Genomic DNA, 15,408 nt, shown 5'->3' with positions numbered 1-15,408 from the left:
CTATTCACCTTCTATTTACACATGATGCGAATCAAACCCATTGTGGAGTTTCGCCAACCAGGAGTAAAAAATGCAGATCAAAAAAGCGGTGTTCCCTGTGGCAGGTTTAGGCAGTCGATTTTTACCTGCCACGAAAGCCCAACCAAAAGAAATGTTGACGGTCGTCGACAAACCATTAATTCAATATGCGGTAGAGGAGGCTGTCGAAGCTGGCATCACAGAGATGATCTTTGTGACAGGTCGTAATAAGCGTGCTATCGAAGATCATTTTGATACCGCGTATGAACTTGAAGCTGAATTAGAAGCTGCGGGCAAACAAGCTTTGCTGGATTTAGTACAAAACGTGATTCCCAAACATGTCCACTGCATTTATATCCGACAAGCCGCTGCATTGGGTTTAGGACACGCCGTACTATGCGCACGGCCGGTCATCGGCGATCATCCCTTTGCCGTCCTGTTGGCAGACGATCTGATGGATGCTGATCCTGGCTATCCTTCTGCGATTGCGCAAATGGCGCAGCAATATTACCTGCATCAATCAAGCGTGGTGGCGGTGCAGGAAGTTGAGCATCATCTGGTGCAGCAATATGGCATCGTTAGCATCATGAATCGATTTAGTCCGGAAATGATATTGAGTTCAAATTTTAGTACCAACTTTGTGTCCGATACGCAGTATCCCGACCCACATCTGCATCGCATGACTGGCATCGTCGAAAAGCCGCAGCCACACTGCGCGCCGTCGAACCTAGGCGTGGTTGGTCGCTATATTTTTTCTCCTAAGATCTTTGATTACCTCGAACACATTGGTAAGGGCGCTGGCGGCGAGATCCAATTGACGGATGCGATTGCCGCGATGCTCAAGGATTTCCCCGTACTTGCTTATACCACTGCTGCTACCCACTATGACTGTGGCTCAAAGCTCGGCTATTTGAAGGCCAGTGTGGCATTTGGCCTCAAGCATCCAGAGGTCGCTAGCGAATTTCAAGCCTATCTGCAGCAAACGAATCGTCGTTTCAAGCAACAGAATGTGGAGCCGCAACAGCAGAAATTAGCTTTGCTCGCATAGCGACAGAACTATTTTTTATCGAGTCGAAGTTATGTACGTAAGCGCACCGAAGCAGAGTAGAAACTAGCGGACACTGACGCAGCACTTCCGCTTAAACACAAAGAGGTTACAAGATGAATTATGAAAATCGTGACATGTTGGGTATTTACAAAAATGGCGAAGAGTATGGACCTGGTCCACGCTTAATGGGCGCTGATACCTTGATTGGTGATGCCGTATTTAATCTGCAAGAAGAGCATCTTGGCGATATCAAGGAGATTATGCTGGACGTGCCGAACGGACGAATCGCCTATGCAGTTATGTCGATGGGCGGTGTATTCACCATCGGTGAAAAGTTATTCGCGGTACCTTGGAGCGCGCTGACATTAGATCCTAAGAATAAACGCTTCACGATGAATATGGCCAAAGCACGTTTTGAGAATGCGCCAGGATTCAATTCCGACCATTGGCCTAATATGGCCGATGAGACTTGGGTGAGTAATATGCATACCTACTATCACCCGGTAGAAATGTAAATCCTTCGTGTAACAAAGTCCTCCTTTGCAAATCTAGCAGACCACCGTAATGTTGAATTGCGGTGTTTTTTTTGTCATCGATTTGGTGAGGAAGTTTGGTGAATGCATTTGGTGAAAAAGAATCAGCGAAAAAAACAGCCAAATATGGCTGTAATGCTGTTCAGTTAAGCTCTTGTTTTATTTCTCGTCATTTCCGCGAAGGCGCACTGCTGTCCGGAATAATTTTATTGACAGTTCTATTTTGATACTCCCTTCTCCCGCAAGCGGGAGAAGGGGCGGGGATGAGGGAGTTTCAGGTTCGATTAACGATATTTAAGAATTTAAAAAGCGATTTCTTCACCACCTCGCCTTAAAAATTACGATGCAACTTCTGAACCACCCTCACCCTAGCCCTCTCCCGCTCGCGGGAGAGGGAAACTTGACAGCCACCACTTATCGTTCTTTTTCAAGTCCATTCAAACAACGTCATCGTGCAACTCAAGCATCATCAGCATTTCCCTAATATCCCAAATATTATTCCGGACAGCAGTGCGCGAAGGCGGGAATCCAGTGGCGTAAAAGCCTAACGACACTGGATCCCTGCCTTCGCATAGATAACGCCTCGAAGTTTTGCATTTAACTGAACCGCATTGCAAGCCTGGCTGCTTTGATTAGACCTCAGATTGAACCAAGTGCAAACTATCTTTTCATCGCTTTGCTAGCCGATTTTTGTACATCCTTAATCGCCGCTTTGGCATCGCCAACCACGACTTGTGCTTTGCCGACAATTTGATTTTTTAAGCCAGCCACTTGTTGTTGCTTATTGCTAGTGACTTTGCCAATTTCTTGTTGAACTTTGCCGCCGATATTTTTAAGGGCGCCGTTTGCTTGATCTTTGTTCATGGATGACTTTCTAGTAAGTGACGATAGCATCGTATCGCCGGAAGTAGGAGTTTGCTGATCTGGGCAGATATTACATACGACCAGTGATGAGCAATACGATTAGCACTAGAGCGACAATACCCAGAGCGCCACTTGGGCGATAGCCCCAATTTTTACTATGCGGCCATGTCGGAAAACTGCCGACCAGTAACAGCACTAAGATTAATAAGATGATGAGTGACATGATGAGGTCTTCAGAAAAAGATCAAATTTGAGATTTGAAATAGTGAAAGGAATTCACAAAGGCGTCTCGAATCTTTTCTGTTTCGGTCACCATGTTGTTCCATGATGATTCACTACTCAGCAGCAGATTTTCAAACTTTTCTTTTGCCAGCATCGATTGAAATTTTACTTTGTCAATTTCCAAGTTGTAACGGAGTCGAGCATCCTCTTGCATGTCGAGTGCGGACAATTCGAGCTTATGCAATTGCATATTTAGTGCATCGAGTTCTTGTCGCATTCTTTCTGTATATTCAATTCTGGATAGCATATAGTTTCCTTCGTAAGCCAACATAGTAAAAATGAGTATCACAATCCATCTATTTCGCGTAGGAATCGTCTACGGTCGACGGCGTCCACTAATGAAGCCGACCAATAAGACAATCACGGCAATGACTAAGAGAATGTGGATAAAACCACCGAGGGTATAAGCACTGACAAATCCTAATAGCCATAGGACGATCAGAATAATGGCGAGGGTATACAACATAAGTTTCCTTTGTATCGTTGAAGACGAAAAACGAGGGGCTCTAGTTTTCGAATAGGATCACAACAAATAGGCGCGGCCATTGGCGATACGTATTCTGTCGCCAGTGCGCAGATTGCCGATGTCGTCTTGATGTACAACATGATGGCCGCCATCGTCCATACGAATTCGAATTTGATAAAAATTGTCGCTGCGATTTTTTTCTAAATTATTGCCAATCACAGCACCGCCGATACCGCCAGCCACGGTGGCGACTGCACGCCCAGTACCGCCGCCAACTTGATTGCCAACGATCGCGCCGACAATGCCACCGACCACGGCACCAGCACCGCTACTTGGACGGTCATTGCCCACCCAATTAATTGATTCGATGGTGCCGTGCGCACCGTATTGCGTTTGTCCATTTTCATACGGACGGGAGGTTTGATACGGTGCATTATTTGCGCAGGCCGTTAAGCTGGCAATGCAAATTAGTGCGAGGGGTAGGGTGGTTCTTTTCATGATCGCTCCTGGTTAGGTTCCTGATAATAGAAAAAAATTGAAATCATTTCTGTTCGCCAACGCACCCAAGCAAAAAAAATACTATGTTGGATAGCGAACAGAGGGCGTCCTTGTAGTTCGGTATAAAGACTAGGTCGATGCATTTATCTTGGGCGCTGACGCAATAAGCTGTGCGGGCGATGAAGCCTATTCCTTTGATTCACTTGTTCTAATAACGAAAGCAAAAATGAAAAAAACTCTACTGATATCAATGGTCTGCGCCAGTGTGTTTGGCTTCAGTGTCAATGCCATTGCCGCCGAACTTGATGCCGCCGAACCTGATGCCGCTACAATTTTTAAGAATGAAAAAATTAAGGCAGAGGCGGATTACAAAATTGCTGCTGCTAAATGTAAAACGCTGGCAGACAATCCTAAAGATATTTGCCAAGCAGAGGCGACTGCTGTCCGTGTGCATCTGGAAGAGAATGCTTATGCCAATTTTCACAACACGATAAGTGCCCGTGCGACTGCCATCAAAAAGATTGCCGAAGCGGATTACGAAGTGGATGAAGCGAAGTGCAAATCCATGGTTGGCAATGACAAAGATGTCTGCATCAAGAAAGCCAAATCTGTCAAAGTCGCGGCAATGGCAACTGCCAAAGCTGACAAGAAAGTACTCGATGCTCGTAAAGATGAAGCCGCTGACAAACTCAATGCGGAATATAAAGTCGCTTTAGAAAAATGCGATGGCTTGGCTGGCAATGCAAAAGATGCTTGTGTTGCGAACGCCAAGAAAAAATACGGTAAGTAAGATTATTTGCTGTTCTTTTTGCAAAATGTTGACACCCCTTGTGCCAGAGTTCGATGTCATAACTCGTCACTACCCACTATTTACTCAATCCAATAGAAAGACTATATGAAAACAATTCAAAAAATCGCTGCAGTGATCTTCGCCAGTTCATTAGTAGCCTTAGCAGGCTGTGCTGCGACCAAGAAGCAAGAAAGTACCGGCGAATATATCGATGATTCTTGGATCACTACCAAAGTGAAATCTGAGTTTTTGAATGAGCCGACACTCAAGTCCGCTGAAATTAATGTCGAGACTTTCAAAGGCACAGTGCAATTGAGCGGCTTTGTTACCAGTATCGCGAATATCGATAAGGCAGTTTCTTTGGCGCGCAATGTCAAAGGCGTGTCGGCAGTAAAAAATGATATGCGTTTGAAGTAATATCGATGTAAGGATAGTCAAGTCCGACCTGACTTCCTAAAGCCTGCAGATCGATTTGTGAACTCACCCTTGTGGTACTAACGCTTCGTAAGACGTTCGTCGATACATTGCGCATGTGTTTGCAAAGCATTTGCAGGCTTTGTTCATTTTAGGTACTTTAGTTACCTTCGTGACTTCAGTAACCAAAAGCATTCACCCATCAAACGAATTGCTTGGCTTTACTAAGTGCGGAATCAAGGCGATGGTTTTCGATAGAAACATAGCCCTTGCTGACAGCCACAGGTAACCATAGCGACAAATTTGCTATCAAAAATTCTCGCCTGATCTCTTCTCTAGCCTCTAAGTGTCCTATCAAATCGGCGATGCTAAGTGCTGAATGTGGTGTCGACAGTAACTGTATCGTTTGTAAAAAGATGTACTGCCAGTCTGTGAGTGCCTGCGTTGTCACAACATAACGAGGGCGACTCACCACGATATAAGTCGTAGCGACTTGTGCTTGGATTTGGTCCTTGTTGGCATCGGCTCGCTTTAAAGTTTGGATATACTCGGGCAAATGGTGTTCGGTCTGTAGCAGCGCACAGGTAGTCGGCACACGCACACAACAATCCAATAAGGCTTGCTCAGATTGATAGTCTGGTTCATCCATGATGGCGTCGTGATCGACTTGAGCCCGCAGCACTTGTAGCTGCAGACGTTCTAGTTTGGCTAGCTCGATGGGGAGTAAACATTGTGCTCGCTGATCACGATCTAATCGCGCTAAATCTGGGCAACTCTTTTGTAAATACACGGGAAATTGTTCTCCTAGATCAAACAGACTGTAGGACGTGGGAGGGTGTGCTGCGATGTACTCGGTGGCAAAGTGATTGAACAAGGTTTCGCCGAGATGGCTTACGAGTAGCGGGAAGTCAGCACGTAAGCATTCCAACAGGCGCGCAAGATAGCCTTGGCGATAGATGGCGAGTGCCTGGGTCGCACTCAGGAACGCATTCGGACGTAAGTGTTGAGCCGCCTGAGTGAACGCCTCCTGCTTGCCGCTAGTGATGCAGGCTATCAGGTCTTGTTGATGTGTCTGTATGCCCGTGCTCATAATTCCAATGGCAAAGCTGAGTCGTGTTTGTTGGTCGTGGATCTGGCTGACAATTGTGCAGTTGTGATGTGGCGAGCCTTGTCTAATTCCATCATCAGATCGGCAAATTCTGGAATGGCGGCATCCCACTCCAAGAGTGTAGAAATCGCACCGGTTTGTTCTACGAGTTGGCGATACAAACCCCATACCTCGTCCACCACCGGGCTGTCGTGGGTATCGATGATATGCGTTCCATAATGACGTGGTCCTGCCAGATGCACTTGGGTGACATGGTGGGTGTCGAGATGATTGAGATAATCTTGCGCTTGAAATCCTAGGTTAAATGCGGAGACATAGACATTGTTTAGATCTAACAAGATACCTGCGCCAGTGGCCTCACAAAGCATATTGAAAAATTCCCATTCAGGGATATCAGATTCTTTGAAGTGGAGATAGCTGCTTGGATTCTCGAGAATCAAGCGGCGACCTAATATCTCTTGTACCTGATGCACGCGCGAAATCACATGACGCAGACTTGCCTGATTTAGGGGAAGTGGCAGTAAATCATGACTATTAATGCTACCAACACCAGTCCAACACAAATGATCCGAAATCCAGGCGGGTGAAAACTCTGCGCACAAGTCTTTTAGGCGCTGCAAATACAGCATATTTAAAGGGTCACTACTGCCTATCGATAACGAGACGCCGTGAAATACCAAGGGATATCGCTTGGCAATTTGCCGCAAAATTTGTCGCGCCTGACCGTGGTCATCCATGACATTCTCGGAAATCACTTCTAGCCAATCGGGTGCGTGAGTTGTGCCTGTAGCTTGCCCAGGCTCGTGACGCAGAACATCTTGAAAATGGCAGGGACGCAAGCCGATACCCAAACCTAAGTTGGGTACCGGCTTGCGCTTTCCGCTACATGATTGCTTATCGTTCGTCGTCCAAGCGACTTGAGCAAGAGGTAAAGTTGCTGATGTCATCGACTTCAATGTCTAGCTTGGTGGCAGTACGATACGCAAGCTATTCGGTGTTGGTTTGTTCGCTTTTTGCACGCTCTCATTGCCGCTAAAGCGTGCCTGGAAGACCGTCCACGCCGTATCGTACACACTCTGTCCGGTGCTGGCGGTGATGTTAGTACCGTTGACGTTGATGGCGGGTGTGCCATTATGCAGAATCTGGGCGACTGGGATCGGTGCGCCACAACCGCCATTGCCAGCTGCAGAATTAAAGTCGGGCAGACTAGTATCCGGTGGATAGCCGCAACCACCTTGATTGGCACAACTATTGGAGCCTGCACAAGTGTGGATGACCGCATTGGCGCAATTATTGGTACCAGGATTATTCGGATCTAAGCCTTGGCAGGCGTGGGCATTATTACCAATGACGCTAGGGGTGACAGGTGTGAAGCTCGGTGAGCCACCAGTGGCCCAAACAGTTGCCACCCGGGTTGACAAGGCTTGCATCGCGGCTGCCGGAAAACTGATCGCTGAGTTGCTCCATGCGGATTCAATTGCGGCCAGCAGATTGCAGTAACTATGGCTCAGTGCATTATCGATTTCTGCTGCGGTGCTGGCGGCATTCATGGCGGTGGCGCGCGCCTGTGCCGCTGCGATGTCGGCTGAGGTGGCAGTCGTCGGATCCAGTAATAGGTCATCGGCAGTCCATGCCGCGCCCGCTGGGCGTGATGCTAACCAAGTCGGCCAAGTTTCTATCATGTCCAACCAAGAGTACACCAGTGCAAACCGATCATAATGGCTTTGTTTATCCCATTGCGCACGTACGATCGCATTGCTTTTGCTGTAGTCTTTTTCCATTCTTTGTTCAGCCGGGACGAATCGACCTGGTACCACCGAGTTGGCCACGGCACCTTCACCTTGATCCAAAATCGCGCTGATCATTTCACGTGCCGTTTTGCGTGCGTCTTTTGCTGTTAAATTGCTGCTGAAGCTGACGGGAAATTGAGGATATTCTCTAGCCGCATGCTGCTCTTTTTGCGATTTAAAATTGAACATGTCGACTTGTACGGAATCAGCGGTAAACACTTTGTCCCACAACGTGGTTTTATCATCGTACTCAAGATCAAAGTAGGCTTCTATGCAGTGATATAAGTGTCCGATTGAACCAAATGAGGCTGGGATCGTTGCCTTACCATTGGCGCCCACAGGAAATGGCACAGCGGGGCGATTATTATTATCGTCATTGGCTTCCCAGTCTGGCATCTCAATGGCTAAGAATAATTTCATCTGATTGTGATCCAGTGGTCCCAATCTGACTTGCACATCTTCGTAGCCTTTGACATTTTTTAAATCACCGATACAGGGAATCGAGCTGCCAAAACTGGTGTAATCGAGTGCTGGAAATTGCGGCGTAAATCCCACAGCCGTGCATAAATTGCTGGCCAATTGCAGATGCAGCATCTCTTGAATATACACACTGAAGATGGCGTTATAGGCATACTGATTAGCGGAACTGACCTGATAGTTTGGTTTCATGCCTGGCCACATACTTTGACCTGTCGGTGAGTTCAGATACATACCGCGGATCGAATACAGTGAACTCATGTATAGAGGGATCGTGAAGAGCTCCACTTCGACAGCCAATTGCAATAACTGATGCAAGGCGGCGCGATCAGTTGGAACTTGCTCAAGATGGCGATGGGTCATTGATGACATAAGGCTTCCTTTCGTTATTGTATTTTGGTCAGGGTGTTCGTGGTGATGTGTGGAAAACTGATAATGTCGCCAGCAATTGGCAAACGCATCATGATGGTTTGTGAGTACTGCAGTTGCGTAAATTCCGTGGCGTTGTTGAGGGCTTCTATCCAGTAAGTGCACGAATACTGATCGACGTTGGCATGCTGTTGTTCAAAGCCGATATTCGTCACACCGCCACCACCGTTGCCGCTACTGACATTGAGTGCAATAAATTGTGTCACTGGTGCTGCCAACAACGCATCTGCTAAGGCTTGATTAGGATTGAGTGTGTAGCCAGGATTGGGATTGGCGATCGGATCGATTTGCCCATACTGTGTGGTCGGCACACCGCTTGGCAAGCTAGAAACGACGGGAATTTGCGGTGCGCCTGTATGTGCTTGAAAGGTGCCTGCAGCCAAAATCGAATTCCCATGGGGTACTGAGATTTGTTTAATCAGATTAAATTGCTGAGTCGGCGCGACACTGTTGGCAACAGTTTGATTCCCGAGTCCCGGTTGATCGCCATTACCATACGGGCCAAGTGCCTGTAATTGATCGTTGATGAATAACAGAGATCCATTTTCTGCATGCACCAATGCATTTTTATTCGGACCTTCGGCAAAGTACACACGTTGTTCGTAGAACAGCACATTGCAATTCTGTGTGCCAAGGCCGCCGCGATTCGGTGCGCTGCCGTGTATCGCGGAGAAAGTTAGCTCCTCATAATAAGCAAAGTTTTTTAAGATGTATCCCGTTGGTGAGCTGGGATCTACCTGAGGCAATGGCATCACATTGTAAGAATACGGAAGACCATCGGTGTCCTTGAGCTGATTTGTCCAGGTGCCGATCAAATGTTGTAATGGACCCAGCGCACTACCGGCTGCCGCTGGCGATACTTGTGCGGGTTCATTGATAACTGGGTAGGTTAGCATCGGCAAGGTGTTGGTGCTGTACACGAAGACAGTGATTTGGCCGAGATTGTCAGCCAGTCCGGCACCGTAGAGATGGTTAATGTCATCGTTGATGCACAGCGATAAATTGCCAGATTGCCCACTAGGCAAGACAGTAGGACCAGCGCCTATCAAAAATACGGGACCATCGTTTATACGACCCACCAATGCGCCCATCGCCGCGCCAACCAAGGGATAGCCAGGTTCCGACGCAGGAATGATGATCGCTGCGTCTCCAGCGGGTCCGTATAATTGCTGATGATTGGTACTTGGGTCTGCGGTCCATGCGCCGGTCTGAAAACTGATGGTCAGAGAGCTGGATGGCGAGACGGTAATACCAGTATCGAGCCAACTTTGATTGGCATGTACCACTACACTTTGATTCGTCATTTGAATTTCCCCATGTGCTTGTGAACCGGTAAAAGTTCATCGACAGTCGATTGTCAGACCGGCTCAAGAGTCGCCTTGGTCGATCTGCTCGACATAAGCATTAGCATGTTTTATGCCAAACATTTTTTGCTGGAAATGCAGGAGTGGCGCTATAAAAAAGTAAAGATAGCAGTCTGTTTACATGTAAGTTAAGTGTGACTTACGTGTGAATCGAATGTGAAAAATGCGGTGAAAAACGCGGTGAGTATGGGGAAGAGGGTTTTGATTGGCTTATGTTACGATCGTCATGACACTAACTTAATTCTTGATTTTTTGTTCCAAAAAACGCTGTTGATGCTGTAATTGTTCGGCAGTATTCTCGATCAATTTGTGTTCGCGCTTATCAAATTCCTGCTGTAATAAATTGAGCTGTTGATGTAATAATTCGTCGGGACTTTGATTCAAGTCGCCCATCTTGTTAGCCCGCGCATTGAGCGGTACTTGTAAATAACTTTGCAGGGTATCAGGTAGGTAGCGACGCAGACTTTCGCTTAAATAATGCCGGTCCTCGATAGAAAATTGTGCGCTCACATCTGGGCGACTCGCGAGTGTAGCGATGCGTATGATTTGCGCTTTGATCGATGTTAATTGCGTCAAAAACTTGGCATCAAGCTCATCGCTGATTTGTTCCAAAGCACGGTCAAAGGCTGCCACACTGCTTGGATCAAACAAGTTGGTATGCTGGTTCGTATCGTCGGTTTTTTGTAAACCTGGTCGAAGTAAAACAAATAGTCCAAGTAAAAGTCCTGATGCTGCCGCGCAGGTGAGGAAGATCGATTTTTCGATGGCGGCGAACGCCAAGCCTGTGCCAGAAAGTGCCAGCAGCAGGCCGCCGGTGATCTTGGTGAGAGTCAGTTGTGTTGGCTTTGCAGTTCCGTAGACGCTAAGTAATTGCTCCGTCAAGGGAAGGCCGAATTGATGTTTCGCTTTCAATGCGTTCATTCGCTCTTGCACGCGCGGATGTATCGCTGCTTTCGCCGGATCAGGTGGTGGGCTGGTCCTTTGATTGACCGGACGATTGGAAGCAACATATTTAGGCGGGAGGGGTGTCATGATGGGGACGATAGTCAGTTCTTAGATAGGGCGATGATAGCATTGAATAAATTGATTTTGGATGCTCTCTTAGAACTTGGCAGCACCTGACTATCGGTAATTGTCGACACGTAATACTCATGTATTCGCTAGCCAAGTAGTGCTAAGCTGCGACGAAGTTTTGGTAATTCGAGATCCCTATCATTCCTCATTCATGGATGAAAACATGTACTGTCCAGTCGACCAATCGCGTTTGCAAGAAAAACTAGTCGAGGGCCTGAGCTCCCATCGCTGCCAGCTTTGTCATGGCATATTTATTCCAGGTGATTTTTTTCGCCAAGTCAAAGCGCAAGCTGCTTTACAAGTCCATCGAGAGATCGCAGGCAATACCCCCAATCTGCATACGCCACGCCTATGTCCAAAACGATGTACCACCATGATGCTAATGCATATTAAGGGAATCGAAATTGATGTGTGTCCGCATTGCGATGGCATTTGGTTAGACAGTGGCGAGTTGGAAAAGATGATATTGCAGTTTGGTTTGCCGACAAAACATCGCTTGGAAAAGATTGGAAACAGTCTAACAGCCGTGGATCAAACGAAAACACAGCAATCAACATTTGATGCATTCGATGCGATCGATGTGATTGATCTCGTGTCTGGGATTGTTAACTTATAGAGGAACGTGAGCTTCACTAAAATGAATATTGCTGCCCTCGTCTGCACCGTTCGACAAGCTAGTGCTTTGGGATGGCCGGTCGCATTTCAGTCTTCTTTTTAGTCTTCTTTTTAATCTTCTTCTCAGCTTTCTTCTCAAGTCAATAGCGATAAAACAGGCTATTTTCACTTGGCAATTCAACACCTGGCATTCAAAACTTGCTATAGTTTGTCGTTCTTTGTTGATATTGCCAGCACTAGTCAATTGACTCACATGTCGCCAAGCTAGGATCTATATGAATTTGGCATCTTATCAGCATATGAATTGACAGAGCCTTCGATCATTACGTCATTGAATTAAACACGATTCCACTAACTGCTAACAAGGAAACAACATGGCAAATGCTGCACCGACAACCAGTAACAGCACGCACAATACCAACGAAGATACTCGTTACGTTCTTAGTGCTAGTGATTTTAATTTTGTCGATAGCGATGGCGGCGACACTCTGCAAGCGGTGCAAATCACAGTACCACCTACGATAGGGACGCTGCGCCTTAAAGGCGTGAATGTGGCGAATGATCAGCTCATTAGTATTGCTGATATCAATGCGGGTTATTTGGTGTTCACGCCAGCGGCCGATGCGAGTGGGATTGGGCATTCGACTTTTCAGTTTAAGGTCAGCGATGGGCTAGCTTTGAGTGCTAGTGCTGCGACTTTTAACTTGAATGTATTGGGAGTCAATGATGCACCGACTTTCAACCTTGGGAGTGGCAGTTTCGTCGCCGCGTTCAATGATAATGTTAATGATTCAAAAGACTTGGCGTTACAAGCGGATGGCAAGATTCTATTGTGCGGAACTAGTTGGAGTGGCAGTATTTATGATTTTTCAATCATGCGCGTCAACGTTGATGGCACTTTAGATACAAGTTTTAGTGAAGATGGTAAAGTCAACGTCGCAATGGGTATTCAATATGGCACAACATACCCTAGTGTTGCGGTGCAGGCGGACGGCAAGATTCTGCTTGCGGGAACTAGCCAAAGTGGTGGTAAATTGGCGTTTGCTTTAGTGCGCTTCAACAGTGATGGTAGTCTTGACTCAACTTTTGGTACGGATGGCGAACTCACTACGACTGTCGGTGTTGGTCGTTATTCGAATGTTCCTGATGTTGCTGAAAGTGTCGCACTGCAGGCGGATGGCAAGATTCTCGTAGGTGGAGCCGCTGATACTGATTTTGCTTTAGTACGCTACAATAGTAGCGGTAGTCTCGATACAACTTTTGATATTGACGGAAAAGTTACTACTCACTTAGCTGATTGGGATTTCACCCGCAGTATCATAGTGCAGATAGATGGCAAAATTCTGCTCGCTGGACAAAGCCAAATTGGCGGGAATAATGTTTTTGCACTTGTCCGCTACAACAGTAACGGAAGCCTTGATACGACTTTTGATACTGACGGTAAGGTCACAGTCGCGATCGGTGATAGAGATGTAGCCTACAGTGTTACGGTACAGACAGATGGTAAGATTCTGTTGGGTGGAGTCAGCAAGAATGGCAATGGCAACGATAATTTTACCTTAGTGCGTTTCAACAGTGACGGTGGCCTAGATACGACTTTTGGTACTGGAGGCAAGGTCGTTACGCATTTAGGTCACTATGGTCAAGGCTTCAGCATAGCAATGCAGGAGGATGGCAAGATTCTTCTTAGTGGGACAAGCGGGGGAGATTTTGCCCTACTGCGCTACAATAGTAACGGTAGCCTGGATACTACTTTTGACACTGATGGCACGGTCATTACCGATCTAGGTGGTTATGAAGAAGGCTCGAGCGTTATGGTGCAAGCGGATGGTAAGATCCTGCAGGGAGGTGGCGGTTGGTTTTCGCTTGTGCGCTACAACAGGGATGGCAGTCTAGATACGACGTTTAACACCGACAATACCTTAGACGCCACACCAACTTACACAAACAACGGCAGCGCAGTTGTCCTCGACAACAACGTCCAAATCACCGACCAAGAATTGAATGCGACAAATTACGCTGGCAGTAGCATAACGCTAGCGCGCAATGGCGGGGCGAATCCGCAAGATGTGTTTGCAGGTAGTGGCAGCTTACAATTGAGTGGTGGTCGTGTCATCGTTGGTGCGATTGATATTGGTAGCTTCACAAATGTTGGCGGCAATTTGAGCTTGGCATTTAATGCCAGTGCGACGCAGACATTGGTCAACGCCGCACTACAACAGATTACCTACGCCAATACCAATAATGCCTCTGGTAGCGCTGAGATTATATGGCGCTTTAACGACGGCAGTGGTGCTGGTAACGCGATGGTGCAAGGTAGCACGGTTGTGACCTTAGTTTCATCAAATGTCGCGCCAACAGTCGATGGAAGTCAGGCCGGACAAACCGCGACAAATGTACAAAGAATTCAACCATTCAAAACGATATCGGTCACTGACCCCGATGTCGGTGCATTGGAAACCGCCACCATCACATTAGACAATCCATTGAAAGGCAGCTTCACCGCGAACTCGATGGCATTGGCGGGTTTTTATACCAATGATGGCGGCGTTAGTTATGTGCATGATGCGGTGTCACCAGTAGCAATGCAGGCAGCGATTCGTGCTTTGGTGTTCGAACCAAACCCTAGTCGTTTGGCATTGAACACCAGCGAGACCACGACGTTTACCATTACGGTACAAGATCAACATGGCGGCACAGCGATCAATAGCACGACCACCGTGATCACCAGCAGTGTCAACACCGCACCGACTAACATTCTGTTGTCTGATGCGTTTGTGGCGCAATCCGAAGGCGGGAATGCGACGGTGGGCTTGTTATCGGCAACGGACAACAATGTCGGCGATACCCACAGCTTTGCACTGACGGCCGCCACTGCTGGCAACGACAATGCGAAGTTCAGCATCGTTGGTAATAGTTTGAAAGTGATCGATCCACGATCAATGACAGAAAAAGACTACTACGTAATGGTGCAAGCGACGGACGCGAATGGTTTGAGTTTCACCAAAAAACTGACGATCAGTCTGGACGATGACATGGCACCATTCATCAGCTCGATCGAAACCTTACGCTCACCACGTCCGACGGTGACAACGGGTAGCTATATTGTGAAATTTAACGAGAATGTCACTGGTGTGACGCTTGATGATTTCTTCTTGAGCTCTGGCAGCGGTGCAACTGCGCATTTGAGTTCCATCACGGCTTTGAGCGGCAGCGCTTATCGTGTGTACATTGATCAAATTGTGGGTACAGGCAGCTTGAACTTGAATCTGAAAACCAGCGGTACAGGTATTGCGGATTTGTTTGGTAATAGCTTACCTGGATCAATACCGCCCGTGCCACCAGCGACGCCAATTGCACTCGCGAGCAATGATATGTTGGTTGGTATTCATTTGCAGCAGGATGTGTTTATGTAAGAAGGTGATTGTTCTTACTGATCGAGAAAAAGGGGCTTCGTGCCCCTTTTTTGCCACTTAGTGAAGTCCAAAACATCATGGTGTAGAACCTGCGAAAGCAGGGATCCAGCGTCTTCAGGTTCTTGCGCCATTGGATTCCTGCCTTTGTGGAAATGACACTAGCGTCTATGAGTTAATTTTCTCAATACTTAGATTGATCCACAATCTTGCAATTGGTCGTGA

Annotated in this window: 16 protein-coding genes; 6 read left to right on the top strand and 10 right to left on the bottom strand. The window is 47.1% G+C overall.

What is annotated here, in order from left to right:
• Positions 1-70 precede the first annotated feature (70 nt).
• Both galU and H8K52_RS04105 read left to right on the top strand, forming a co-directional pair.
• Positions 71-1,066, top strand: a complete 996-nt coding sequence (gene galU, locus H8K52_RS04110) for a UTP--glucose-1-phosphate uridylyltransferase GalU (protein ID WP_186921625.1) — start codon at positions 71-73, stop codon at positions 1,064-1,066.
• 113 nt (positions 1,067-1,179) lie between these two features.
• Positions 1,180-1,581, top strand: a complete 402-nt coding sequence (locus H8K52_RS04105) for a PRC-barrel domain-containing protein (protein ID WP_186921624.1) — start codon at positions 1,180-1,182, stop codon at positions 1,579-1,581.
• Between the two features lie 678 nt (positions 1,582-2,259).
• On the opposite strand, the gene H8K52_RS04100 is transcribed toward H8K52_RS04105, so the two are convergent.
• From H8K52_RS04100 to H8K52_RS04080, 5 genes are all read right to left on the bottom strand, one after another.
• Positions 2,260-2,463 carry a CsbD family protein gene (locus H8K52_RS04100; RefSeq protein ID WP_186921623.1) on the bottom strand — a complete coding sequence of 68 codons (204 nt, stop codon included), beginning with the start codon at positions 2,461-2,463 and terminating at the stop codon, positions 2,260-2,262.
• A 70-nt stretch (positions 2,464-2,533) separates the two neighbouring features.
• Entirely contained in the window at positions 2,534-2,686 is a 153-nt protein-coding gene (locus tag H8K52_RS04095; protein ID WP_186921622.1) for a DUF3309 domain-containing protein, read from the bottom strand.
• Positions 2,687-2,707: 21 nt separating this feature from the next.
• The gene (locus tag H8K52_RS04090; RefSeq protein ID WP_186921621.1) at positions 2,708-2,992 is read right to left on the bottom strand and encodes a sll1863 family stress response protein; all 285 of its coding nucleotides are present in this window, start codon (positions 2,990-2,992) and stop codon (positions 2,708-2,710) included.
• 69 nt (positions 2,993-3,061) lie between these two features.
• Positions 3,062-3,211, bottom strand: a complete 150-nt coding sequence (locus H8K52_RS04085; protein WP_186921620.1) for a lmo0937 family membrane protein — start codon at positions 3,209-3,211, stop codon at positions 3,062-3,064.
• A gap of 57 nt (positions 3,212-3,268) precedes the next feature.
• Positions 3,269-3,709 (bottom strand): outer membrane lipoprotein, encoded by a 441-nt coding sequence (locus H8K52_RS04080; protein WP_186921619.1) that lies wholly within the window; start codon positions 3,707-3,709, stop codon positions 3,269-3,271.
• A gap of 226 nt (positions 3,710-3,935) precedes the next feature.
• On the opposite strand from H8K52_RS04080, the gene H8K52_RS04075 reads away from it, so the two are divergent.
• Both H8K52_RS04075 and H8K52_RS04070 read left to right on the top strand, forming a co-directional pair.
• Entirely contained in the window at positions 3,936-4,499 is a 564-nt protein-coding gene (locus tag H8K52_RS04075; protein WP_222613669.1) for a hypothetical protein, read from the top strand.
• A 105-nt stretch (positions 4,500-4,604) separates the two neighbouring features.
• A complete protein-coding gene (locus H8K52_RS04070) occupies positions 4,605-4,916 on the top strand; it encodes a BON domain-containing protein (RefSeq protein ID WP_186921618.1) in 312 nt (103 codons plus the stop codon).
• 199 nt (positions 4,917-5,115) lie between these two features.
• On the opposite strand, the gene H8K52_RS04065 is transcribed toward H8K52_RS04070, so the two are convergent.
• The 5 genes from H8K52_RS04065 to H8K52_RS04045 all read right to left on the bottom strand — a co-directional run bounded on the left by H8K52_RS04065 (position 5,116) and on the right by H8K52_RS04045 (position 11,113).
• The gene (locus tag H8K52_RS04065; RefSeq protein WP_186921617.1) at positions 5,116-6,003 is read right to left on the bottom strand and encodes an HvfC/BufC N-terminal domain-containing protein; all 888 of its coding nucleotides are present in this window, start codon (positions 6,001-6,003) and stop codon (positions 5,116-5,118) included.
• On the bottom strand, positions 6,000-6,968 hold the full coding sequence (bufB, locus tag H8K52_RS04060) for an MNIO family bufferin maturase (RefSeq protein ID WP_186921616.1): 969 nt from the start codon (positions 6,966-6,968) through the stop codon (positions 6,000-6,002). The genes H8K52_RS04065 and bufB overlap by 4 nt, the downstream gene beginning before the upstream one ends.
• Positions 6,969-6,980: 12 nt before the next feature.
• Positions 6,981-8,660 (bottom strand): ferritin-like domain-containing protein, encoded by a 1,680-nt coding sequence (locus H8K52_RS04055; protein ID WP_186921615.1) that lies wholly within the window; start codon positions 8,658-8,660, stop codon positions 6,981-6,983.
• 14 nt (positions 8,661-8,674) lie between these two features.
• The gene (locus H8K52_RS04050; RefSeq protein WP_222613668.1) at positions 8,675-10,021 is read right to left on the bottom strand and encodes a heme-binding protein; all 1,347 of its coding nucleotides are present in this window, start codon (positions 10,019-10,021) and stop codon (positions 8,675-8,677) included.
• A gap of 297 nt (positions 10,022-10,318) precedes the next feature.
• The gene (locus tag H8K52_RS04045) at positions 10,319-11,113 is read right to left on the bottom strand and encodes a hypothetical protein (RefSeq protein WP_186921614.1); all 795 of its coding nucleotides are present in this window, start codon (positions 11,111-11,113) and stop codon (positions 10,319-10,321) included.
• A gap of 205 nt (positions 11,114-11,318) precedes the next feature.
• Here H8K52_RS04045 and H8K52_RS04040 point away from each other — a divergent pair, with 205 nt between their 5' ends.
• Both H8K52_RS04040 and H8K52_RS04035 read left to right on the top strand, forming a co-directional pair.
• Positions 11,319-11,771: a TFIIB-type zinc ribbon-containing protein gene (locus tag H8K52_RS04040; protein WP_186921613.1), complete on the top strand. Its 453-nt coding sequence runs from the start codon at positions 11,319-11,321 to the stop codon at positions 11,769-11,771.
• Positions 11,772-12,144: 373 nt separating this feature from the next.
• Positions 12,145-15,186: an Ig-like domain-containing protein gene (locus H8K52_RS04035; RefSeq protein WP_186921612.1), complete on the top strand. Its 3,042-nt coding sequence runs from the start codon at positions 12,145-12,147 to the stop codon at positions 15,184-15,186.
• The last annotated feature ends 222 nt before the right edge of the window (positions 15,187-15,408 follow it).

It is taken from the genome of Affinundibacterium seohonense (assembly GCF_014284305.1).
Classification (GTDB): Bacteria; Pseudomonadota; Gammaproteobacteria; order Burkholderiales; family Burkholderiaceae_D; genus Undibacterium; species Undibacterium seohonense.
Note: the sequence above shows the minus strand (reverse complement) of the source record. Positions and strands in the feature narration are given on the sequence as shown.